Here is a 22,450-nt window from a genome sequence, read left to right on the forward strand (position 1 = left end):
GAGTCGGGTGGGTCGCTTGCGGTGAGGTGGTCTCGTGACGCTCCCTAGCGGGAGCTCCTCGACCTCCGTGTGGTCAGGCTGAGACGGCCGGGGTGCTGGACCCCCGGCGGCGCAGCCAGACCCGCAGCGGCACGCCGACCAGCAGCAGCACGATCGCGAAGGGGAGCAGGGCGCCGACGGTGGTGAGGAGGGCGGCGGTGACGCTGGTGAAGGCGTCCCAGCCGTTCTCGAGCCCGGCGACGAAGCCGGTGTCGTCCTTCTCCTTCTCGGCGGCGGCTCGCTTCTCGCTCGGGCGCTCGAGGGAGATGGTGATGGTCGACAGCGAGGTCTGGTCGGCGAGGAAGGCCTGGCGCTTCTGCAGGGAGCCGAGGTCGGCCTCGCGGTCGGCGAGCTCGCGCTCGATGCCGACGATGTCGCGGATGCTGGTGGCGCGGTCGAGCAGGACGCTGATGCGCTCGATGCTGCGCTTCTGCAGCTCGACGCGCACGTCGACGTCGATGACCTCGGTGCTCACGTCGCTCGAGGTCTCGTCGCTGCTGATGAGGTCGACCCCGTCGCGCTCGGTGCCGATCTGCTCGAGCTGGCGCATCGTCGTGTCGAACTGACCGACCGGCACCCGCACGGTGAGCAGGGCGTTCTCGGGCTCGCCCGCCTCGTCGGCCTGCGTGGTGTTCTCCGCGACCTCGCCGCTCGCGGCCTGCACGATCGCGCCGACCCGGAAGAGCGTGTCGCCCACGTCGGTCGAGCGCAGGGCGACGTCGCCCTTCTTGATCAGCGACCGCGAGGTGGTCGGGTCGGGCTCGACCTTGCGGGCGACGTCGGAGGCCAGGGCGCCCGCTCCGGCCGGGGCCTGCGGGGCGTCCTCGGCGGCGGGCACGCCGGCGGCGACGTCGGCGCCGGCCACGTCGGACGAGTCCGACGCGCTCCCCGAGTCGGACGACGACTGGTCGTCACCGGCCGAGCAGGCGCTCACGCCGAGGCCGAGGAGGGCGGTGCAGGCGGCGGCCGCGGCGAGGCGGCGGGCTCGGGTGGTCATGCAGCACAGACGCGCCGCACGGCCGATGGGTTCCCGGTGCCGTGCGGGGCGCGTCCTACTTCTTGGCGGCGGCCTTCTTGGCCGTGAGCCGCACCCGTACGACGTTGCCGGCGTGACTGACGTCGAGGTAGTCCTGGTCGCGGACCAGCGCGTTGAGCTTGGAGAAGCCGTAGTTGCGCGGGTCGAAGGACGCGTGGCGCTTCTGGATGTGCTCGTTGACGGCGGACAGGTGGGCCCAGCCGTCGTCACCGCTCGTGCTCTCGACCGCCGAGCGCAGCAGCCGCCGCAGGTCGGGCAGCGCGGTGACCTGCGCGTCGGGCTCGTCGGTGGCCGGGGCCGACGAGGCGCCGGTGATGACCTCGAGGAAGACGAACCGGTCGCAGGCGGCGATCAGCGCCGGGGGCGTCGTACGCCGCCCCAGCCCGACCACGAGCTTGCCGGCCTCACGCAGCCGGGTCGCGAGCCGGGTGAAGTCGCTGTCGCTCGAGACCAGGGCGAACGCGTCGAGGTTGCCGCCGTAGAGAAGGTCCATCGCGTCGATGATCAGCGCCGAGTCGGTGGAGTTCTTGCCGCGGGTGTTGGCGAACTGCTGCATCGGCTGGATCGCGTGGGCCAGCAGCGAGTCCTTCCAGCCGGCCAGGTGCTGGGTGGTCCAGTCGCCGTAGGCGCGCTTGACCGTCGGGACGCCATAGGTCGCGAGTTCCTCGAGGATCGCCCCCGCGTGGGCCCCCGAGGTGTTGTCGGCGTCGATGAGGACGCCGAGGCGGGTGTCGTGGCGCGGGGCCGGGGCGGGCGAGGAGGTCACGTCGTCACCCTAGGGCCGCGCAGTCGCGCGGCCGGGCCTCAGGCGTGCCCGGCGGGCGGCCCGTCGATGGACTTGTCGTCGGGGACCACGGCCTCGGCGACCTCGGACTCGTCGATCTCGACGCCCTCGGTCGGGCTGCCGTCGGCGGTGCCGGGTGCCGTGGGCTCGGAGGTCAGGTCGGCGTGGGAGTTCTGCGGGTCGAAGGTGTCCTCGGTCATCCGTCGACCCTCGCAGGCGCCGGTGGGACACAACAGGCCCGGAGGGATGGGTCGGAGGGCTCGGCTTGCATCGACGATGTAACTAGATAAAGTCACTCTAGTTATCCCGACCAGCGCATCCCGGGCGTTGGCGCACGGCGTGGAAAGGCCGAGATGTCCTCCCTGAAGTTCCACTGGTTCCTGCCCACCAACGGCGGTGACGGCCGTCAGGTCGTCGGTGGCGGCCACGGCGTGGACGCGGGCCCCGCCGGGCGCCCGGCCTCGGTGCCCTACCTGGGCCAGGTGGCGCGCAGCGCCGAGCAGCTCGGTTTCGAGGCGGCGCTGACGCCGACCGGAGCCTGGTGCGAGGACGCCTGGATCTCGACCGCGATGCTGAGCCAGGTCTCGGAGCGGCTGAAGTTTCTGGTCGCCTTCCGGCCCGGCCTCACCGCGCCGTTCCTGTCGGCCCAGATGGCCGGCACCTTCCAGAACCTCAGCGGCGGGCGGCTGCTGCTCAACGTCGTCACCGGCGGGGAGAGCCACGAGCAGCGGATGTTCGGCGACTTCCTCGACAAGGACGGCCGCTACGCCCGCTGCGACGAGTTCCTCGAGGTCGTGCGCCGCCTGTGGACCGGCGAGCGCGTCGACTTCGACGGTGAGCACTACCGCGTCGAGGACGCCGTGCTGGCGCAGGTGCCCGACCCGCTGCCCGAGATCTACTTCGGCGGCTCGTCGCCCGCGGCCGGCAGGGTCGCGGCCCGGCACGCCGACGTCTACCTGACCTGGGGCGAGCCGCCGGCCGCCGTGCGCGACAAGGTCGAGTGGATCACCAAGCTCGCCGTCGACGAGGGGCGCGAGCTGCGCTTCGGCGTCCGGCTCCACACCATCGCCCGCGACACCAGCGAGGAGGCGTGGGCCGAGGCCGACCGCCTGCTCGCGGGCATCTCCGACGACGAGATCGTCCGGGTGCAGTCAGGCCTGCGCCAGAGCGAGTCGGAGGGGCAGCGACGCATGCTCGAGCTCAACGCCGGCAGCAAGGACGGCCTCGAGATCCACCCCCACCTGTGGGCGGGCGTCGGCCTGGTCCGCGGCGGCGCCGGCACCGCGATGGTCGGCAGCCACAGCGAGATCGCCGACCTCGTCGAGGAGTACGCCGCCGTCGGGATCGAAGAGTTCGTGCTGTCGGGCTACCCGCACCTCGAGGAGTCCTACCGGTTCGGCGAGGGGGTGCTGCCCGAGCTCGCGCGCCGCGGGCTGTGGCAGCACCCGGCCCCGCCGGCCGTGCGCGCCGCCGCCGTGCCGTTCGGCGGTGGCCGGTGAGTGCTGTGGCCCCGGTCGTCGCCGTCGTCGTCGGCAACCCCAGGCCCGCCTCCCGCACCCTCGAGGCCGCGACGTACGTCGCCCGTCAGCTCGTCGACGTCGAGCCCGACCTGGTCGTCGACCTGGCGACCGTCGGGCCCGGCCTGCTCGACCAGCAGGACGCCGACGTGTCCGCGCTGGTGCGCCAGGTCGCCGACGCCGACCTGGTGGTCGTGGCCTGCCCGACCTACAAGGCGACCTACACCGGCCTGCTCAAGCTGTTCCTGGACCGGTTCGCGCCCGACTTCGGCACCGGCCTCACCGGGCTCGCCGTGCCGCTCATGCTCGGCGGCGGGCCGGCGCACGCCCTGGCCCCCGAGCTGACCCTGCGCCCGGTGCTCACCGAGATCGGCGCGACCGTGCCCGTGCGCGGCCTCTACGTGCTCGACGCAGCCCACGACGACCCCGCGGCGTACGCCGCCTGGCTGGTCGGCGCTCGTCCGGTCGTCTCCACCCTCCTCGCTGCTCGGACAGGAGCCCCCGCATGACGACCCTTCCCACGACCCTTCCCACGACCCTTCCCACGACCCTGCACATGCCGACCAACCAGGACCTCGACCCCGACCAGCTGCGGGCGGCCTTCGGGGTCTTCCCCAGCGGTGTGGTCGCGGTCGCCGCCGAGGTCGACGGCCGCGCGACCGGCCTGGCGGCGTCGTCGTTCACGTCGGTGAGCCTCGACCCGCCGCTGGTGTCGTTCTCGATCGCCAACACCTCCAGGACCTGGCCCGACCTGCGTCGCGCCGGCCACCTCGGGGTCACGGTCCTGGCCGACCACCACGGCGAGGTGTGCCGCCAGCTCGCCGGGCCGGTCGAGCACCGCTTCGACGACGTGCCGACCACGGTGTCGCCCGACGGCGCCGTCACCCTCGACGAGGGCCTGGCCCGCTTCGACTGCACGATCCACCGCGAGGTCGAGGCCGGTGACCACACGATCGTGCTGCTCGCGCTGCACGCCGTCGAGCAGACCGACACCTCGCTCCCGCTGGTCTTCCACCGCAGCGGCTTCGGCCGGATGTGCGAGGTCTGAGGGGTCAGGACCCGGCGCGCAGGGCGGCGTTCTCGGTCTCGAGCGCGTCGATGCGGGCCTGCAGGGCCTCGAGGTGGGGTGCGAGCTCGGCTGCGGTGAAGCGGGGCGTGATGTGCTGCGGGCAGTTCCAGTCGTAGGCCTCGACCGTCACGACCACCGACCGCTCGACGACACCGTCGGCATCGTCCTGCGCCAGGCGCGCCGCCAGTGCCGGGTCCTCCTGGGCGGTGACGACGCGCGCCCGGCCGAAGATCTTCAGGCGCCGTCGGTGGGCGTAGTCCATGACGATCAGGCTCACCCGGTCGTCGCCGGCGAGGTTGCCGGTGCTGACGTACTGCAGGTTGCCGCGCAGGTCGGCCCAGGCGATCGTGTGGTCGTCGAGGACCCGCAGGAACCCGTCGGCCCCGCCGCGGAACTGCACGTAGGGCCATCCCGTCTCGCTGGTGGTCGCCAGGTAGAACCCGTCGCGGCCGGCCAGGAAGGCGCGGACGTCGTCGTCGAGCGGGTCGTGGCCCGGGCCGCCGGCGCCCTGGGCGCGCGCGACGTGGCGGGCGTAGGCCGCGCCACTGCCGTGCTGCTCCTGCAGCGCGCGGACGCGGTCGGTGAAGGCGAGGGCGGCGTAGCTGCGGCTCATGATGTCTCCTCAGATATGGAATGAACGTTACAGAATCGGGTGACGACGGGGGCGACCCTGCCCGGGTCGGGCTCAGGCCAGGGCGCGCACGGCGAGGTCGACGCTCGACATCAGCCACCCCCGTTCGGGGCGTACGGCGCCGGCGACGCGCAGCCCTTGGACCACGGTGATCACGAAGCGGGCGGCGGCCCGGGGGTCGGCGAGCGGCGGGTCGACGCGCCGCAGGAGCGTGGTCAGGGTCTCCTCGAGCAGGTCGGTGGTCTCGCGGACCCGCGAGGCCACGGCGGTGTCGCGCGCGACCAGCTCGGTGGCGGCGCTGACGATCAGGCAGGCCTGGCGGGTGCCGTCCTGCACGATCTCGTCGACGAGCCCGACCAGGATCTCGCGCACCAGGCGCAACGGCGGCTCCTCGGAGTCGAGCAGCGCCAGCAGGGGCTGGGCGAAGTCGGCGCGGTAGCGGTCGAGGGCGGCGAGGTAGAGGCCCTCCTTGTCGCCGAACGCGGCGTAGAGCGAGCCGCGGCCGATGCCGGTGGCCTCGACGAGGTTCTGCACCGAGGTGCCCGCGAAGCCGTGCTGCCGGAACGTCGTGACGGCGGCGGCCAGTACCTGGTCGGTGTCGAACTCCCGGACGCGTGCCACGCCCCGATCGTAGCCTTTGTGGAACGATCGATCAAGAATGGCTCGACCGTCGGCACCGGGCTACGGGCGCCGGACCGGCCCGTCGGCCTCCTGGAGCCGCCCGCTGCCCCGGCGCGTGAGCCAGCCGGCGTCCCACCGGGCGTCCGAGCGGGCGTCGAGCTTGTCGTCGAGGACGAAGAAGTCCATCTGCACCCGCTGGCCCGAGATCGACAGGACGCCGTAGCCGTGGTCGTCGAGGTTGACGTACTTCATGTGCGGGTTGGCGGCCATCAGCGCCTGGGCCCCGCCGACGGTCGGCGCGCCGAGGATCTCGTCGAAGTTGTCGCTGGTCACGGAGTTGATGACGAACTCGACCCCGACGGTGCCGGTGAGCGGGTAGGTACCGGTGTCGATCGGCAGCTCGTTGGCCCAGTTGGTGTGGATGTCGCCGGTGAGGCACACGACGCCGCCGATCGCGTCGTCGACGATGTGGGCGAACAGCTCGCGCCGGTCGTCGGTGTAGCCGTCCCACTGGTCGGTGTTGACCGCCACGTCGCCCGGCACAGGCGTGCCGGCGAGCTGTCCGAGCGCCCCCGCCAGGGCCGCGGGCAGGGAGGCGACCTTGAGCGGGGCGATCATCACCGAGGTGCCGACGAGCTTCCAGGTCGCGTCGGACGCCGCCAGCGTGCGCTTGACCCAGTCGAGCTGCTGGCGGCCGGTGATGGTGCGCGCGGGGTCGGCGACCCCGGTGCTGCCGGTCGCGGCCTGCTCGTCGCGGTAGCTGCGCAAGTCCATCAGCGTCAGGTCGGCCAGCCGGCCGAACTGCAGGTGGCGGTAGAGCCGGGCCCCGTCGCCGAGCGCGGCCGTGCCGTCGAGCCGCACCGGCATCCACTCGTCGTACGCGCGGTGCGCGCGGGCCTTGCGCCGCCGGAAGCTGCCCTCGCTCGGGTCGTGGTTGTTGGCGCCGTCGCGCCAGGAGTTGTCGGCGATCTCGTGGTCGTCCCAGATGGCGACCATCGGGTGCTGCGCGTGCAGCGCCTTCAGGTCGGGGTCCTGCTTGTAGTGGGCGTGGCGCTGGCGGTAGTCGGCCAGCGAGACCGTCTCGTGGTCGGGGACGACGCGGCGCTCGCCGCCGTACTCGCCGTTGCCGTACTCGTAGAGGTAGTCGCCGAGGTGGATCACCGCGTCGAGGTCGTCGCGCGCCGCGAGGTGGCGGTAGGAGGCGAAGTAGCCGGCCGGGTAGTTGGAGCACGACACGACGCCGAAGGTCAGCTCGCCCGGGTCGGCGGTCGCTGCGGGCGCGGTGCGGGTGCGGCCGACGGGGGAGCGCACGCCGGCGTGGGTGAACCGGTAGTAGTAGCGCGTGGCCGGCCGCAGACCGCGGGCGTCGACCTTGACGGTGTGGTCGCGGTCGGCGCTGGTGACGACGGTCCCGCGCCGCACCACCCGACGCAAGCGGCGGTCGGTGGCGACCTCCCAGGTGACCCGCACCTGCGGTCCCCGCTGCGAGCCCGGACGCGCGTCCGGTGTCGGCGTGACGCGGGTCCACAGCACCACGGCGTGCGGGAGCGGGTCGCCCGAGGCGACGCCGTGGGCGAAGACCTGGTGGCGAGGGCGCGGGGCGGCGGCCGTCGCCGGCTGGGCCGGGGTGAGCCCGGGCAGCAGCGGGGCCGCCGCGCCGACGGCGCCGAGGGCTCCGGTCACGGTGCGACGGCTGACGCGGGGGCGGTCGGGGACGGGGACGTCGGTGGTGGTCACGTCCGCCCAACGCGGTGGCGCACGGTTGGTCACCGGGGTTTCGCAGTCGTCGACCGACGTTCACCTGCGCGTCGTCCCGCGACCGACCCCGCCTCCGGGCGGGGTCAGGCGGGGGCGCCGGCCAGCACCCCCAGCATGTGGTTCATCACCGCGCGGTGCTCGGCGGCCGGGCTGAACATGATGAGCTCGGCGTCCTCCTCGACGCGGACCGAGTGCCCGGCCGGCCAGTGGAAGACCTCGCCGGCCCGGACGACCTCCGCTTCCCCGTCGGCGTAGGTGACGACGACGCGGCCCCGTACGGCGTAGCCCCAGTGCGGGGCGAAGCAGACGTCGTCGTCGAGGCCGTGGAGCAGCGGGGCGATGTCGACCCCCGCGGCGAGGGTGAAGTGCTCGGCGGCCAGGGTGCCGAAGGCGTCGCCGTAGTCGGGCAGGTGGCGGGCGGTCGCTCCGAGGGCGTTCATCGCGATGGGCAGGTCCTGGGTCGGGGTGTGCATGGTCGTGCCTTCCTGTCGGAGTGGGTGGGGGTCGATCGGGGTGGAGGGTGGTGCTGCTGTCGACCAGGAGGCGGGAGAACGACTGTCACAATGCGACGGTGAGCCTCCAAGTGGCCCGTGCGGCCCTCGCGCGCGGCGACGCCGACGCCGCGCTGGCGTCCCTCGACGCCCTCCCCGAGACCGACGAGACGCTGGCGCTGCGCGCGCAGGCCGCCTACGCCGCGGGCCGCTTCGAGGCCTGCGTGGCGTCGTACGAGCGGCTCTTCCGACGCCAGGAGGAGGCGGGCGACGCCGGTGCGGCGGCGATGAGCGCCGCCACCGTCGCGCTCCACCTGCTCGTCGACTCCGGGCTGCTCGCGCCCGTGCGCGGGTGGGTCGCCCGGGCCCGGCGCCTGGCCGGTGACGAGCCCGGACCGGTGCACGCGGTGCTCGCCCTGGTCACGACCTACGAGCGCTTCCTCGCCGGCGACCCCGAGGCCGCCGCCGTGGCGGCCCGCGACGCGGTCGCCCTGGGTACGGCCCACGGGGTCGCGCCGGCGGTGACGATGGGCACGGTCGCGACCGGGCGGTTGCTGGTCGAGCAGGGCGAGGTGGTGGCCGGTCTGGCGCTGCTCGACGAGGTGGCGGTGCAGCTGACCGGCGACGAGCTCGACGCGTTCACCACGGGCAACACCTACTGCGAGCTGGTGTGTGCGGCCCAGGCGCTCGGGATGCCCGACCGGGCCCGTGAGTGGACCGACGTCATGGACCGGTGGCGCCCGAGCGCCGTGGGGGCGTCGAGCGGGCGCTGCCGGGTCCACCGCGCCGAGCTGCTGCGGATGAGCGGTCCCGCCGACGAGGCCGAGGCCGAGGCGCTGCGGGCCTGCGCCGAGCTCGCGCCGTGGATGCGGCGCGAGCTCGGCTGGCCGCTGGTCGAGCTGGGCAACATCCGGTTGCGGCGCGGCGACCTCGCCGGCGCCGAGGAGGCCTTCACCGCCGGCCACGACCGCGCCTGGGATGCCCAGCCCGGTCTCGCCCTGCTGCGCCTGGCCCAGGGCGACCCCGCCACGGCCGCCGCCCTCGTCGCGCAGGCCCTCGCCCACCCCGTCGAGCTGCCCTGGAAGGAGCGACCGCCCTTCGGCGAGCTCCGGCTCGCCCCGCTGTGGGAGGCGCAGGCCGAGATCGCGGTCGCCGTCGGCGACGCCGAGGCGGCCGTGACGGCCCGGGCGGCCGCGACCGGGTTGCGCGACCTCGCGGCCCGCTTCGACAGCCCCGGCCTCGACGCCGCCGCGGCCCTGGCCGGCGGGCGGGCCGCACTGCTCGAGGGCGACCCCGACACCGCCGCCGCGCTGGCGCAACGGGCGGTCGGGTCGTGGACGGCCCTGGGGGCGCCGTACGACGCCGCGCAGGCGCGCCTGGTCCTCGCCGACGCCCTCGCGGCGGCCGGCAACCGCGCCGGCGCCGTGCTCGAGTGGAACGCCGCCGCGGCGGCCTTCACGGCCTACGGCGCACCCGTGCGCGCCGACGACGCGCGGGCCCGGACGCACGGCGCCACCGGCGACCAGGCCGGCGACCAGGCCGGCGACCGGGCCGACGTCCCGACGCCCGCGACCGCGTCCCTCGTACGTCGCGGGGCGGCCTGGGAGGCCGGCTTCCGCGACGCGGTGGTCGTGCTGCCCGACCTCAAGGGCCTCGGCTACCTGCACCGGCTCCTCGCCGCGCCCGGCGTCGAGGTCGCAGCGCTCGACCTGGTCGGTGCCGCCGTCGACGAGCCGGCCCTGCCCGTCATCGACGAGGAGGCCAAGGCGGCCTACCGCCGCCGCCTGGCCGAGGTCGAGGACGACCTGGCCGAGGCGGCGCGCGACCACGACCTCGCCCGGGTCGCGCTGGCCGAGCGAGACCGCGACTACCTGGTCGCCGAGCTCACCGGGGCGCTCGGGCTGGGTGGCCGGTTGCGGGCGTCGGGCGGCACCGCCGAGCGTGCCCGTGGCGCCGCCACCCGAGCCCTGCGCTACGCCCTCGACAAGGTGGCCGAGCACCATCCCGACCTGGGCGCGCACCTGGCGCTGCGCGTGCGCACCGGCACCTGGTGCTGCTACCGGCCCGACCCCCTGGAGCCCCTGGCCTGGCGCCTGGAGTGAGGCTCGCGCGCCCCTCGTAGGCTGGCCCCATGCGGGTCGTCGTCGTCGGAGCCGGGATCGCCGGCCTCACCGCGGCCCACGCGCTCGCCGCGACCGGGGCCGAGGTCGTCGTCCTGGAGGCCTCCGACCGGCCCGGCGGCAAGATCAAGCGGGCTGCCGTCGGCGGGGTCGTCGTCGACGTCGGCGCCGAGGCCATGGTCAACCGGCGCCCCGAGGGCGTCGCGCTCGCACGGGCCGTCGGGCTCGACGTCGTCCACCCGACCACCGCGACGTCACGGGTGTGGACCCGCGGCGCGCTGCGCCGGCTGCCCCGCACCCTGATGGGCGCCCCGCTCGACCTCGACGAGCTCGAGGCCACCGGCATCCTCAGCCCCGAGGGCCTGGTGCGCGCCCGGCACCAGGTGGGCGGGCTGCCCCACCCGGACGAGGCGGCTGACGTCTCGGTCGGCGACCTGGTCGCCCACCGCTTCGGCGACGAGGTCGTCGACCGGCTCGTCGAGCCGCTGCTCGGCGGGGTCTACGCCGGCTACGCCCGCGGCATCTCCGTGCGCGCCGCGATCCCGCAGCTGCTCGCGCTCGCCGAGGGCGGGTTCGTCGGCGGCACCCCGCCGCCGGTGGTGGGCGTGCCGATGTTCGCCGGTCTGGCCGGCGGCATGGGCACCCTCGTCGAGCGGCTGGCCGCCGGGCTCGACGTCCGCGCCGGGGTCACAGTCCGCGAGGTCCGGCGCTCCGGCGCCGCCTTCACGGTCGTCACCGGCCCCACGCCCGCCCCGGTCGAGATGCCGGCCGACGCCGTGGTGCTCGCGACCCCCGCCGCCCCCACGTCGCGCCTGCTCGCCGACCTCGCGCCCGCCGCGTCGGCCGAGCTGGCCGCGATCGACTACGCCTCGATGGCCGTGGTGACCCTCGCCTTCCGCGCCGCCGACCTCCCCGCGGGGATGGACGCGGCCTCGGGGTTCCTGGTGCCGCCGGTCGACGGGCGCCGCGTCAAGGCCGCGACCTTCTCGTTCGCCAAGTGGGACTGGGTCCGTGAGGCCGGCCGTGGGGCCGACGGCGGGGACCTCGCGCTGCTGCGCACCTCCCTGGGCCGCCTGGGCGACGAGGTCACGCTGCAGCGCAGCGACGACGAGCTGGTCGCGCTCTCCCTGGCCGACCTGCACGAGGCCGTCGGCCTCACCGCGACGCCGGTCGACACCTACGTGCAGCGCTGGGGCGGCGGCCTGCCGCAGTACGCCGTCGGCCACCTCGACCGCGTCGCCCGCGTCCGCGCCGACGTGGCGTCGGTGCCGGGCCTCGCGGTCTGCGGGGCGGCGTACGACGGGGTCGGCATCGCGGCCTGCATCGCCTCCGGGCACGCCGCCGCGGCCGCCGTGTCGCCCCTCGCCTGAGGCGTCGCCCGGACCGCGCTGCCGCCACGCGAGCAGGGCCGCTACGGCGTCGTCGGCGACGGGGGAGTCGAGGACGGGGACCAGCGCGGGCCCGTGCCCATCCGCGCGGCACAATGGGGACATGAGCGAGGAGACCAAGACCAACGCCGCTCGGCTGCGCGAGATCAACGCCACCATCCGCTACACGATGTGGTCGGTGTTCCGCCTCGAGACGGTCCTGGGCGACGGGCCCGACAGCGCCGACCGGGTGGCCGAGGGTGCCGAGGTCGAGAAGCTCTTCGCCGAGCTGGCCGAGCACGACGTCGTCGTCCGCGGCACCTACGACGTCAGCGGCTTGCGCGCCGACGCCGACGTGATGGTGTGGTGGCACGCCGAGGACTCCGAGGCGCTGCAGGCCGCCTACCACCGCTTGCGTCGTACGACGTTCGGCCGCCGGCTCGCCCCGGTGTGGTCGCAGATGGCGCTGCACCGGCCCGCGGAGTTCAACAAGAGCCATGTGCCGGCGTTCCTCGACGACGAGGAGCCCAAGCGCCACGTCTGCGTCTACCCGTTCGTGCGCTCCTACGAGTGGTACCTCCTGCCTGACGAGGAGCGCCGCGACATGCTCAAGGAGCACGGCATGCAGGCGCGGCCCTACCCCGACGTGCGCGCCAACACCGTCGCGTCGTTCGCCCTGGGCGACTACGAGTGGATCCTGGCCTTCGAGGCCGACGACCTGCACCGCATCGTCGACCTGATGCGCGACCTGCGCGCCAGCCGTGCCCGGCGCCACGTGCGCGAGGAGATCCCGTTCTACACCGGGTCGCTCACGCCGATCGCCGACCTGGTCGACCGGCTGCCCTGAGGGAACCCCCGGCGCGGTGCCGCCGTCGGAGCAGCATGAGGACTCCCGTCTCTGTTGTCTCCGCCGTCTCCGCCGTTCTCCTGCTCACCCTCGCCGCCTGCGGGTCCGACGACGGGCCGTCTCGTGCCACCGACCCCGCGACGCAGTCGCCGCTCGGCCCGGCCGCGGGCCCGCCGACCGTCGTCCCCGCCGCACCCGGCCCGGTCCGCTCGGTCGGGCTGCCGACGGTCATGGACACCGGCGACGGACCGGAGCTGTGCCTGGGCGCGGTCGCCGAGTCCTACCCGCCGCAGTGCAGCGGACCCGCCGTCCGCGGCTGGGACTGGGCCGACCAGGCGCCGAACGTCGAGCGCCAGGGCGACATCCGCTGGGGCAGCTTCGCCGTCGCCGGCACCTGGGACGGCACGACCTTCACCGTCAGCGACGCCATTCCGGGCGCGCTCTACGACCCCGCGCCCGAGCCCCCGGTCGACCTGCCCGACCCGAGCGTCGAGCTCAGCCAGGCCGAGCTCGAGGCGCTGGCCACCGAGCTGACCACCGAGCCGACCGACGCGCTCCCTGGTGTCCTGGCGGCCACCCCCGACCAGGAGGGCCACGTGCTCGTCGACGTCACCTACGACGACGGCACGCTCCAGCAGTACGTCGACGACGCCTACGGGGCGGGCGTGGTGGTCGTGCGTGGCGCGCTGGTCGACGCCTGAGTGCGCGACGTGGCCCACGGTGGTCGAGGTGCGACGAGGCCCCTCAAGGACCGATCCCGACCCTCCGCGGTCGCGCCGGCAGCGGTGGCGCGGCTGGTCTCGAGGCTCGGCCGCGGGCGGCCTCGCACCTCGACCACCGGGTGGGCGAGGTGCCCGGGCATGACCCCTACTGCTGGTCGGCAGGCTCGAGGGTCAGGCTGATCGAGTTGATGCAGAACCGGTCGCCGGTGGGCGTGCCGTAGCCGTCGGGGAAGACGTGGCCGAGGTGGGACCCGCAGTTGGCGCAGCGGACCTCGACGCGCTTCATGCCGAGGGTGTTGTCCTCGATGTACTCGATCGTGTCGCTGATCGGCTGGTAGAAGCTCGGCCAGCCGCAGCCGGAGTGGAACTTGGTGTCGGACTCGAAGAGCTTGGCCTGGCAGGCCTTGCACTTGTAGACACCCTTGGTCTCGGTGTCGGTGTACTCGCCGACGAAGGCCCGCTCGGTGCCGGCCTGACGGAGCACCTGGTACTCCTCGGGCGTCAGCTCGGCGCGCCACTCCTCGTCGGTCTTCTCCACGTTGTAGGCCATGCCTTCCAGCCTACGGGTGGCTGCCCACTGCTGCGGTCGGCGACGTCGTCCGAAGAGCTTCACGCCACGAGCCTACGAGGGGGCCGGCAGCGAGGGGGTCGGCAGCGAGGGGGTTGGCGCGGACGGCGTCGGGGCGGAGGGTGTGGGTGCCGACGAGGTGGGCTCCGACGGCGTCGGCTCCGTGGGCGTGGGCGTGGGCGTCGGTGTGGGGGTCGGTGTCGGTGACGGGGGTGGCGGCGTGCTGGGGGTCTGGCCCCCGCCGTGCCCGCCGCCGTGCCCGCCGTGCCCGCCGCCCTGGCCGTGGTGCCCACCGCCCTGGCCGTGGTGCCCGCCGTGACCGTGGTGTCCGGCTGGCGGGTCCGTCGGGTCCTTCGGCGGCTTGACGGGCTCGACGGGCTCGACGGGCTCGACCGGCTCGGCCGGCTCGACGGGCGGGCTGGGCAGGTCGAAGTAGCCCGTCTCGTAGCCGGTGGCGAAGGCGAGCACGAGGTCGACGTAGTAGGTCGAGTGGTTGTAGGCGAAGACCCGGGCGCGCATCACGGCCTCGTCACGGATCGAGCCCGAGTCCGGGCACAGGTAGTACGCCGCGGCGAGGGCGGCGTCGTCGAGGTCGTTCGGGTCGCGGCGTCCGTCGCCGTCGCCGTCGCGCCCGGCGACCGCCCACGTGGAGGGGATGAACTGCAGCGGCCCGACGGCCCGGTCCCAGGTGCGGTCGCCGTCGAGGACGCCGTCGTCGGTGTCGGGGATCGCGGCGACGTCGCCGACGCCGTCGAGGGCCACCCCGCGGATCGGGGGCCGGGAGACCCCGTCGACCCCGAGCTGGGAGCCGCCGTAGCGGCCGTGGTCGGTCTCGACCCGGCCGATGCCGGCCAGCAGCTCCCACGGCAGGTCGCACGAGGGCCGTACCTGCTCCATCGTGCGGGCGGCGTCCTGGTAGGCGCGACGCGCGGCCACCGGCAGCCCGTGGTCGGTCTCGGTGCTGATCCGGACCAGGTCGCGGACCTGCGGAGCGCTGCGGCTGGGGGCCGGCGTACGCCGCTGGGAGGCGCTGCGCGCACGACGGTCGGCGCGCACCGTCGGTCCCACGAACGCGGTGCTCGTCCTCGGCGCGAGGGTGTCCGCGACGGGCCCGGCCGCGACGTACGCCACGGTCCGGCTGTGCGAGCCGGTCGGGGAGGCCGGGGCGCGGGTGACGTCGGGCGCGGCCGGCGCGCTCGTGGCGACACCGACGGCCACCACGGCCGCGGTCACGACGCCCGACGCCAGCGTCGCGGCGACGTGGGAGCGCAGGGTCGGCATGGGGGCATCCGTCGTGGGGGTGGAGGTGGGAGTGGGGGTGGTGCTGCAGCGGTGACGACCGAGACCCGTCACCAGGGAGCATCGGCACCGCAGCGTCCGCCTTGACCCCCGCTGCGTCGAGTACGGTCGGCGGGTGCCCAGGACCCCAGCCGCTGAGGTCGAGGCCGGCGGCCGCGCCGTGCGCGTCTCCAGTCCCGACCGGGTGGTCTACGAGGCCACCGACCGCACGCCCGAGGTGACCAAGCTGATGGTCGCGCAGTACTTCGCCAGCGTGGAGGACGGGCTCATGCGGGCCCTGCGCGACCGGCCGACCGCCCTGGAGCGGTGGACCTCGGGGGTCCGCGAGGGGATGCGGCTGGCGACCGGACCCCAGGACAAGGACGCCGACGCGTTCTACCAGAAGCGCGTGCCGAAGGGGGCGCCCGACTACCTCGAGACGGTCCGCATCACCTTCCCCAGCGGCCGCACCGCCGACGAGATCTGCCCCACCGAGATCGCGGTCCCGGTGTGGTGCGCCCACATGGGCACCCTGGTCTTCCACCCGTGGCCCGTACGCCGCAGCGACGTCGACCGGCCCGACGAGCTGCGCATCGACCTCGACCCCCAGCCCGGCACGACCTTCGCGGACGCCGTCCGGGTCGCCGGGCTCGCCGACGAGCTGCTGCGCGAGCTCGGCCTGGTCGGCTTCCCCAAGACCAGTGGCAACCGCGGCGTCCACGTCTTCGTGCGGATCCGCCCCGACTGGGAGTTCACCGACGTCCGGCACGCCGCCATCGCCTTCGGACGCGAGCTGGCTCGCCGCGACGACGGGGTCACCGTCGAGTGGTGGAAGGAGGAGCGCGGCGAGCGGATCTTCGTCGACTTCAACCAGAACAACCGCGACCGCACCATGGCCTCGGCCTACTCGCTGCGACCGCTGCCGGGCGCCCCGGTCTCGACGCCGGTCACCTGGGCCGAGCTCGCCGACCTGCGCGACCCACGCGACTTCACCCTCTTCTCGGTGCCCGACCGCGTCGCCGACGGCGACCCGTGGGCGAGCATCGACGACACGGCGTACTCGCTCCAGCCGCTGCTCGACCTGTGGGAGGAGCAGGGCGCGGTCGAGCTCAGCTTCCCTCCCGACTACCCCAAGATGCCGGGCGAGCCCCCCAGGGTGCAGCCGAGCAAGAAGGTCGCCGAGCACTGGGACGCCGACGGCAACCGCCGGCCGGACTGACCGGCGCCGTAGTCAGACGTACACAGATGAGCGCGGGCCCAGAGCTCCGCGCTCACGCCACGGCTCGGCGGGGGCCAGATCGTGCACTGTGTGCGTTCGTCTACGCCCGCACGTGCGTCTCGCCCCTGGGGGTGACTGTGCGCGAGGACACGCCGCTGCGGGGCGACGAGTTCTGCGATTGCGTTGACGCCGCCCAGTCAACAGTTGTTCACTGACTGCGTGACGAGCGACACGAAGCCGCGGCCTGGCAGGGTCAGCTGGGAACGGCTGCGCAAGGGCGCCGACAAGTTGACGACGCCCCTGCTGCCCGACGACTACCTCACGCTGCTCAACCCGTTGTGGAGCTCGCGCGAGCTGCGCGGCCGGGTCGAGGAGGTGATCCCCGAGACCGACGACGCTGCGACGCTGGTGATCCGGCCCGGGTGGGGCTGGCGCTACGACCACCGCCCCGGCCAGTACGTGGGCATCGGGGTCGAGATCGAGGGCAAGTTCCACTGGCGCTCCTACTCGGTGAGCTCGCCGCCGCGGCGCTCGGGCCGCAACCTCGCCATCACGGTGCGCGCGATGCCTGAGGGGTTCTTGTCGACCCACCTGGTCAACGGGCTCGAGCCCGGCACGATCGTGCGGCTGGCCACGCCCAACGGCGACTTCGTGCTGCCCGACCCGCCGCCGGCCCGCTCGCTGTTCCTCGTCGGCGGCAGCGGCATCACGCCGGTGATGTCGATGCTGCGCACCCTCGACCGGCGCGGCACGATGGGCGACGTCGTCCTGCACTACTCCTCGACCACGCCGGAGCGGATGATCTTCCGCGCCGAGCTCGAGGACCTCCACGCCAAGCACCCCGGCCTCACCGTGCACCAGTGGTTCTCCGACGAGCAGGGCATCTTCTCCCTCGGCGACCTCGACCAGACGGTCCCCGACTGGCGCGAGCGCGAGACCTGGGCCTGCGGGCCGGCGCCGATGCTCGACGCCGTGGAGTCGCACTGGGACCAGGCGGGCCTCGAGGAGCAGCTTCACGTCGAGCGCTTCTCGCTGCAGGTCGGCACCGACGGCGGCGAGGGCGGCACGATCACCTTCCAGAACTCCGGCCGCCAGGCCGAGGCCGACGGGGCGACCACCGTGCTCGAGGCCGGCGAGCAGGCCGGGGTGGGCATGCCCTACGGCTGCCGGGTCGGCATCTGCCACACCTGCACCGTCACCAAGATCTCTGGGACCGTGCGCGACCTGCGCAACGGCGACGAGTACGACCAGCCCAACGAGCAGGTGCAGACCTGCGTGACCGTCCCGGTCGGCCCCTGCACCCTCAACATCTAGCCCCCGCGTCAACCCAGCCCGCACGCCACCTAGCAAGGGAGTCCGACGTGGCCATCGCCGACGTCAAGGAGTACTGCCACCTCACCGAGGCCGACGTGGAGGCGATCGGGCGCGAGCTCGACAGCATCCGCGAGCGCGTCGAGGCCGCCCGCGGGGCCGAGGACGCCGCCTACATCCGCCGGGTGATCCGCACCCAGCGCTGGATGGCGGCCGCCGCGCGCATCGGGATGATCGTCAGCTCGCCCCTCGAGCCGAAGTACCGCCGCCCGATCCTGGCGGCCAGCTCGATCTCGCTGGGCCTGGCCAAGATCCTCGAGAACATGGAGATCGGCCACAACGTCATGCACGGCCAGTGGGACTGGATGAACGACCCCGAGATCCACTCGTCGTCGTGGGAGTGGGACACCGGCCAGCCCGCGGAGCAGTGGAAGCACAGCCACAACTACATCCACCACCAGTTCACCAACGTGCTGGGCTTCGACAACGACATCGGCTACGGCGTGCTGCGCATGGCCCGCGAGCAGCGCTGGCACCCCCACTACCTGGGCCAGCCGATCTACAACGCCCTGCTGGCCGGGCTCTTCCAGTGGGGGGTGGCCCTGCACGACCTCGACCTCGAGGCGATCCGCAAGGGCAAGAAGGACCCCGTGGAGATGAAGCGGCAGCTCAAGCAGATCGCGCGCAAGGGCCGCAACCAGATCTTCAAGGACTACGTCCTGTACCCCGCGCTGAGCGGCAAGCAGTGGAAGTCGACGCTCAAGGCCAACGCCGCGGCCAACCTGATGCGCAACGTGTGGTCCTACCTGATCATCTTCTGCGGCCACTTCCCCGACGGTGCCCTGCACTTCACCGAGGAGGAGCTCGAGGACGAGACCCGCGCCGAGTGGTACCTGCGCCAGATCCTCGGCACCGCCAACTTCGAGGGCAGCACGCTGCTGCACATCATGAGCGGCAACCTCGGCTACCAGATCGAGCACCACTTGTTCCCCGACCTGGTCAGCAACCACTACGGCGAGATCTCGCCCGAGGTCCGCGCCCTGTGCGACAAGTACCAGATCCCCTACACCACCGGGCCCCTGTACAAGCAGTACGGCCAGGTGCTGCGCACCATCCACAAGCTCTCGCTGCCCAACAGGTTCACCAAGGACGACCGGCCGCCGACCGGTGAGGGCGTCACCATCGAGCAGCACGAGCGGGTCCGCCACGAGGACACCCACGACCGGCGGCCCGAGCTCGGCGGCTGGTCCCGCTCCAAGGCCGACGCCCGCGCGTGAGTGCGCTCTTCGCCTGGGACGAGGGGGCACTGGTACGCCGCAAGGTCACCCAGTGCGCCCTGTCCCGGGTGTGCGGGGCGTGCGGGAGCCCCCTGGGCCGCCCGATCGCCTTCGTCGGCCCCGCCGACGAGGTGGCCCGCAACGAGTTCCACGCCCCGCCCCTGCACGCCACGTGCGCCGACGACGTACGGCGGACGCTGGATCCGACCGGTGGGTCGGCAGGGGAGTCGGCGTGGCAGGTCGTGCTGACCTCGGGGTTCGAGTACGTCCGTCCGGGCGCCGACGACCTCGACCCGCTCGCCCGCTTCGTCCCCAACTCCGTCCTATAGCCTCGCGTGCGTGATCAAGGTCCTCGTCGTCACCGGTTCGGGCCGCAGCGGCACCAGTAGCGCGGCCGGCACCTTGAAGCGGCTGGGCTTCCACGTCCCGCAGCCGGAGGTCGAGCCCGACGAGCGCAACCCGCGCGGCTACTACGAGCCGTTGTGGGTCTCGGAGTTCCACAAGCACTGGCTCAACGGCATCCGGGTGCGCACCATCGACGGGCGCCCGCACGCCGGCGACATCGCGATGGCCGACGTGACGCCCGAGCGCGAGGAGGAGCTGCGGTCGTGGCTGGCCGCCGAGCTCGCACGGCGCCGCGACGGCGACGTCGTGGTCGTCAAGGAGACCCGGGCCTACTGGGTCTACCCGCTGTGGCAGCGCGTCGTCGCCGCCACCGGGGCCGAGCTCGCGAGCCTGACGATGCTGCGCCACCCGACGCAGGTGGTGCGCTCGCGCGACTCTGCCTACCTGTCGGGGCGCTCCGACGAGCTGCGACGCCAGCGCGAGACCGCCAACGTCGCGGCGTGGGCCAACTCGGTGTTCGTCACCGAGCGCGCGACGAGGGGCAACCCCCGGGCCTTCGTGCCCTACGAGGACCTGATCGGCGACTGGCGCGCCGCGATCACCCTGGCCTGCGCGCAGGTCGGGGTGGACCCCGGCGACCTGAGCGCGCCGCACCCGGTCGACGACTTCGTCACCACCTCGCTCAACCGCTCCGCGACCGCGTGGGACGGCCTGTCGGTGCCGCCGGTGCTGGTCGACCTGGCCGAGCGCACCTGGGCGGCCGCCCTGGCCCTGGTCGAGAAGCCCGATGACGCCGCGGCGACGGCCGCGCTCGACGGCCTGCAGGCCGAGTACGCCGAGCTCTACCGCACCTCGGCCGCCATCGTCTCCGACGAGACGTCGTCGGACCTCCAGGCGCTGCGTGCCGAGCTCGAGGCCCGCCTCGCGGTCAAGAACCAGCGGTTGGACAAGCTGCGCCGCAAGCTGCGTGCCGCCGAGAACGCCGAGACCCCCACCCAGGACGGGAACAACACATGAAGAACGTCGTCGTGGTCGCCGGTGCCGGGCGCAGCGGGACCAGCACGATCGCCGGGGCCCTCACCATGCTGGGGCTGCACCTGCCCGAGCCGCAGGTGCCGGCCGACGACACCAACCCGCGCGGGTTCTACGAGTCGCAGTGGGTGGTCGACTTCCACAAGCGGATGCTGCGCCGCGACCCGGTCGTGCGCACCCTCGACTCGCGGCCCGAGGCCGTCGAGCTCGCCCGCCAGCTGCCCACGCCCGACGACGCCGCCGCGCTCGACGCGTGGCTGGGCGAGGCACTGCGCCACCCGCAGGTGGTCGTCAAGGACCCCCGCATCCTGTGGTTCCACGACGTGTGGCGCGCCGCGGCGGCCCGCCAGGGCGCCGCGATCGGCTTCCTGACGATGCTGCGCCACCCCGTCGAGGTCGCCAAGTCGCGCGACACCCACTACGTCGCCGGCATCGCCGGCCAGGACGAGACCTTCCGCCGCCAGCGGGCCACCGCCAACGTCGCGGCGTGGTGCAACGCGTGCCTGACCACCGAGGAGGTCACCCGCCCCGACCCCCGCGTCTTCGTGTCGTACGTCGACCTCCTCGCCGACTGGCGCTCGGCCGTCTCGGCGGTCGACGAGCGCCTCGGGCTGGGCCTGGACCTCACCGGGGCGGGGGCCCAGCGCGTCGACGCCTTCATCGAGCCCGGGCTGCGCCGCTCCGAGACCACGTGGGACTTCGTCGACGTGCCCGACACGCTGCGCGCGGTCGCCGAGGGGGTCTGGGAGGAGATGAACCGGCTCGTCGCCGACCCGACCGACCCGGTCGTCGCCCCGGCCCTCGAGCGGCTGCGCACCGACTACCAGCGTCTCCACGACCACGCCGTCGCCGTCGCGCTCGACCACACCCGCACCCGCGAGGTGCACGTGCGACGGCGTACCCGGGCCAACGTGCGCGCCGAGTCGGAGGAGAAGATCCACGAGCTCGAGCTGCAGCTCGAGGAGGCCAACTCCGACCGCGACCACGACGGCGCCGACACCGGCGGCCTGTTCCGCCGCTGGCGCGGCTGAGGGGCTGCGGTCGGCCCGGCCGGTGAGGCGGTGTGCCAGCCACCTTTCTGGGCGGGGATCGGTACGGGAAGGGTGGCTCACTCACCGCCGCCCCGGAGTCGCCCGGAGCCGCCCGGACCCGGTGCCCTACTCGTCGAAGACCGCCTGCACGATGCCCAGGCACATCTCGTCGGCGGACCCCTCGCCCCACACGACGTACTTCTCCTGGGTGCCGGCGAAGGCGGGCAGCAGGTCGCGCAGCGACTGGTCGTGGCGGCAGGTCACGGTGAGGGTGTCGCCGGCGTCGAGGTGGACCGGGTCGACGGGGCGGGCCGCTTGGTCGTCGAAGTTCCAGAGCGGGACGTCGAGCAGGGTGCGTGCGTCGGGGGTGCCGGCGTCGCTCTCGACGGTGATCGTGCGCCCGAGCAGGTGCATGTGGCCGGCGACCCCGAGCACCGTCATCGGTCGCGTCACCTGCCGCGTGCAGGTCGTCGTGTCGCTCGGCGCGACCTCGGTGCCGCACAGCAGGTGCAGCAGGTTGGCGGTCTGACCGACCCGTTCGCCGAACCGCGCCTTGACGTCGGTCACGGAGGCGTCGTGGGTGCACAGCGGCCCCGAGGAGTGCTCGGGCCGGCAGGGCAGCTCGACGGGGGCCGGCAGCAGGAGGGTGTGGATCTCCTGCAGGTCCTTCCCCGACCGGGGCGTCCACCGCAGCCGGGTCGCCGACCGGTCCGACAGGTCGCCCTCGGGGTGGAGCAGCAGGCTGTAGTGCACCTGCATGACGATCTTGTCGCCGCGGTCGAGCGGGACGCCGTAGCCCGACCGGGTCACGGTCTCGCGGCCGCCGGGGGCCCACGCCCCGAGCCACGAGGCGTCGTCGAGGTCGTCGAGCTCGCCCTCGAGGCCCATCCCGCCGAAGCAGGTCCACCCCGGGTCGGCCGACTCCGCGTCGCGGCGCTCGGCCTCGCGGGTCAGCGACCCGTCGACCCGGAAGAGGATCACGTGGTGGACGACGTCGGGGTTGCCGGGCGCGATGTCGGTGCCGGTCAGCCAGGCGTCCTGGGCCAGTCGCGGGTCGAGCAGGAAGCAGCGGTAGTCGTCGGTCCCGACGCCGGTGGGGGGCGAGGGTGTGTAGGCGGTCGGGACCCGCAACGTCGTACGCCGCTCGCCTGCGCGCAGCGGGCGCGGCCTCGCGACCGGCGCGGCGGTGGGCGGGTGCCCGTCGAGCGCCGCCGGCGACCCGGACGGCGCCGCCGGTGACGGCGTCGACCGGTCGTCGGGTGCTGCCGGCGCCGTCTCGCCGTCGGCCCCGCACCCGGCCAGCCCGGCGGCCAGAGCGCTGGCCAGGACGACGCCCAGCAGGGCGCGCCTCATCAGGTCCCTCATCGTGCCCTCTCCCTCTCCCACC

23 protein-coding genes are annotated in these 22,450 nt (G+C 73.9%); 13 read left to right on the forward strand and 10 right to left on the reverse strand.

From position 1 onward, the window contains the following. Positions 1–73: 73 nt before the first annotated feature. Genes FZC61_RS18180 through FZC61_RS18190 form a run of 3 tightly spaced genes read right to left on the reverse strand, consistent with a single transcriptional unit; the run spans position 74 to position 2,059 of the window. The gene (locus FZC61_RS18180) at positions 74–1,036 is read right to left on the reverse strand and encodes a DUF4349 domain-containing protein (protein ID WP_148615594.1); all 963 of its coding nucleotides are present in this window, start codon (positions 1,034–1,036) and stop codon (positions 74–76) included. Positions 1,037–1,091: 55 nt separating this feature from the next. Further along, positions 1,092–1,841, reverse strand: a complete 750-nt coding sequence (locus tag FZC61_RS18185; protein WP_148615595.1) for an NYN domain-containing protein — start codon at positions 1,839–1,841, stop codon at positions 1,092–1,094. 38 nt (positions 1,842–1,879) lie between these two features. Continuing rightward, positions 1,880–2,059, reverse strand: coding sequence for a hypothetical protein (locus tag FZC61_RS18190; protein ID WP_148615596.1), 180 nt, complete (start codon positions 2,057–2,059; stop codon positions 1,880–1,882). A gap of 153 nt (positions 2,060–2,212) precedes the next feature. On the opposite strand from FZC61_RS18190, the gene FZC61_RS18195 reads away from it, so the two are divergent. From FZC61_RS18195 to FZC61_RS18205, 3 genes are read left to right on the forward strand one after another with little or no spacing between them, the layout of a single operon-like run. After that, positions 2,213–3,358 (forward strand): LLM class flavin-dependent oxidoreductase, encoded by a 1,146-nt coding sequence (locus tag FZC61_RS18195; RefSeq protein ID WP_148615597.1) that lies wholly within the window; start codon positions 2,213–2,215, stop codon positions 3,356–3,358. Continuing rightward, positions 3,355–3,885: an NAD(P)H-dependent oxidoreductase gene (locus FZC61_RS18200; protein ID WP_211357321.1), complete on the forward strand. Its 531-nt coding sequence runs from the start codon at positions 3,355–3,357 to the stop codon at positions 3,883–3,885. Before FZC61_RS18195 ends, FZC61_RS18200 begins: the two co-directional genes overlap by 4 nt. Continuing rightward, positions 3,882–4,424 carry a flavin reductase family protein gene (locus FZC61_RS18205; RefSeq protein WP_246142776.1) on the forward strand — a complete coding sequence of 181 codons (543 nt, stop codon included), beginning with the start codon at positions 3,882–3,884 and terminating at the stop codon, positions 4,422–4,424. Before FZC61_RS18200 ends, FZC61_RS18205 begins: the two co-directional genes overlap by 4 nt. Before the next feature lie 4 nt (positions 4,425–4,428). Here FZC61_RS18205 and FZC61_RS18210 read toward each other — a convergent pair whose 3' ends face one another. From FZC61_RS18210 to FZC61_RS18225, 4 genes are all read right to left on the reverse strand, one after another. Further along, entirely contained in the window at positions 4,429–5,058 is a 630-nt protein-coding gene (locus FZC61_RS18210) for a pyridoxamine 5'-phosphate oxidase family protein (RefSeq protein WP_148615598.1), read from the reverse strand. Positions 5,059–5,130: 72 nt separating this feature from the next. Continuing rightward, positions 5,131–5,697: a TetR/AcrR family transcriptional regulator gene (locus FZC61_RS18215; protein ID WP_148615599.1), complete on the reverse strand. Its 567-nt coding sequence runs from the start codon at positions 5,695–5,697 to the stop codon at positions 5,131–5,133. A 60-nt stretch (positions 5,698–5,757) separates the two neighbouring features. Further along, complete coding sequence (locus FZC61_RS18220; protein WP_246142777.1) at positions 5,758–7,434, reverse strand: alkaline phosphatase D family protein; 1,677 nt, start codon at positions 7,432–7,434, stop codon at positions 5,758–5,760. A gap of 104 nt (positions 7,435–7,538) precedes the next feature. Then, entirely contained in the window at positions 7,539–7,928 is a 390-nt protein-coding gene (locus tag FZC61_RS18225) for a cupin domain-containing protein (protein ID WP_148615600.1), read from the reverse strand. 98 nt (positions 7,929–8,026) lie between these two features. On the opposite strand from FZC61_RS18225, the gene FZC61_RS18230 reads away from it, so the two are divergent. The 4 genes from FZC61_RS18230 (at position 8,027) to FZC61_RS18245 (ending at position 12,981) form a co-directional block, all read left to right on the forward strand. Continuing rightward, positions 8,027–10,048 (forward strand): hypothetical protein, encoded by a 2,022-nt coding sequence (locus FZC61_RS18230; protein WP_148615601.1) that lies wholly within the window; start codon positions 8,027–8,029, stop codon positions 10,046–10,048. A 29-nt stretch (positions 10,049–10,077) separates the two neighbouring features. Beyond that, a complete protein-coding gene (locus tag FZC61_RS18235; protein ID WP_148615602.1) occupies positions 10,078–11,436 on the forward strand; it encodes a protoporphyrinogen/coproporphyrinogen oxidase in 1,359 nt (452 codons plus the stop codon). Positions 11,437–11,557: 121 nt separating this feature from the next. Next, on the forward strand, positions 11,558–12,280 hold the full coding sequence (hemQ, locus tag FZC61_RS18240; protein ID WP_148615603.1) for a hydrogen peroxide-dependent heme synthase: 723 nt from the start codon (positions 11,558–11,560) through the stop codon (positions 12,278–12,280). Between the two features lie 35 nt (positions 12,281–12,315). Then, entirely contained in the window at positions 12,316–12,981 is a 666-nt protein-coding gene (locus FZC61_RS18245; RefSeq protein WP_148615604.1) for a hypothetical protein, read from the forward strand. A 166-nt stretch (positions 12,982–13,147) separates the two neighbouring features. On the opposite strand, the gene msrB is transcribed toward FZC61_RS18245, so the two are convergent. Both msrB and FZC61_RS23985 read right to left on the reverse strand, forming a co-directional pair. After that, positions 13,148–13,552, reverse strand: coding sequence for a peptide-methionine (R)-S-oxide reductase MsrB (gene msrB, locus FZC61_RS18250; RefSeq protein ID WP_148615605.1), 405 nt, complete (start codon positions 13,550–13,552; stop codon positions 13,148–13,150). 72 nt (positions 13,553–13,624) lie between these two features. Next, positions 13,625–14,851: a lytic murein transglycosylase gene (locus tag FZC61_RS23985; protein WP_148615606.1), complete on the reverse strand. Its 1,227-nt coding sequence runs from the start codon at positions 14,849–14,851 to the stop codon at positions 13,625–13,627. A 133-nt stretch (positions 14,852–14,984) separates the two neighbouring features. On the opposite strand from FZC61_RS23985, the gene FZC61_RS18260 reads away from it, so the two are divergent. From FZC61_RS18260 to FZC61_RS18285, 6 genes are all read left to right on the forward strand, one after another. Next, entirely contained in the window at positions 14,985–16,067 is a 1,083-nt protein-coding gene (locus FZC61_RS18260) for a DNA polymerase domain-containing protein (RefSeq protein WP_148615607.1), read from the forward strand. A 219-nt stretch (positions 16,068–16,286) separates the two neighbouring features. Continuing rightward, positions 16,287–17,381: a ferredoxin reductase gene (locus FZC61_RS18265; RefSeq protein WP_148615608.1), complete on the forward strand. Its 1,095-nt coding sequence runs from the start codon at positions 16,287–16,289 to the stop codon at positions 17,379–17,381. A gap of 47 nt (positions 17,382–17,428) precedes the next feature. Beyond that, a complete protein-coding gene (locus FZC61_RS18270; RefSeq protein ID WP_148615609.1) occupies positions 17,429–18,655 on the forward strand; it encodes a fatty acid desaturase family protein in 1,227 nt (408 codons plus the stop codon). Continuing rightward, complete coding sequence (locus tag FZC61_RS18275) at positions 18,652–18,984, forward strand: hypothetical protein (protein ID WP_148615610.1); 333 nt, start codon at positions 18,652–18,654, stop codon at positions 18,982–18,984. The genes FZC61_RS18270 and FZC61_RS18275 overlap by 4 nt, the downstream gene beginning before the upstream one ends. A 10-nt stretch (positions 18,985–18,994) precedes the next feature. After that, positions 18,995–20,017 carry a sulfotransferase family protein gene (locus tag FZC61_RS18280; RefSeq protein WP_148615611.1) on the forward strand — a complete coding sequence of 341 codons (1,023 nt, stop codon included), beginning with the start codon at positions 18,995–18,997 and terminating at the stop codon, positions 20,015–20,017. Then, positions 20,014–21,063: a sulfotransferase family protein gene (locus FZC61_RS18285; protein WP_148615612.1), complete on the forward strand. Its 1,050-nt coding sequence runs from the start codon at positions 20,014–20,016 to the stop codon at positions 21,061–21,063. The genes FZC61_RS18280 and FZC61_RS18285 overlap by 4 nt, the downstream gene beginning before the upstream one ends. Positions 21,064–21,189: 126 nt before the next feature. Here FZC61_RS18285 and FZC61_RS18290 read toward each other — a convergent pair whose 3' ends face one another. Then, positions 21,190–22,416 carry a hypothetical protein gene (locus FZC61_RS18290; RefSeq protein ID WP_211357322.1) on the reverse strand — a complete coding sequence of 409 codons (1,227 nt, stop codon included), beginning with the start codon at positions 22,414–22,416 and terminating at the stop codon, positions 21,190–21,192. Positions 22,417–22,450 lie beyond the last annotated feature (34 nt).

The organism is Nocardioides rubriscoriae (genome assembly GCF_008087085.1).
In the GTDB taxonomy this organism is placed as follows: Bacteria; Actinomycetota; Actinomycetes; order Propionibacteriales; family Nocardioidaceae; genus Nocardioides; species Nocardioides rubriscoriae.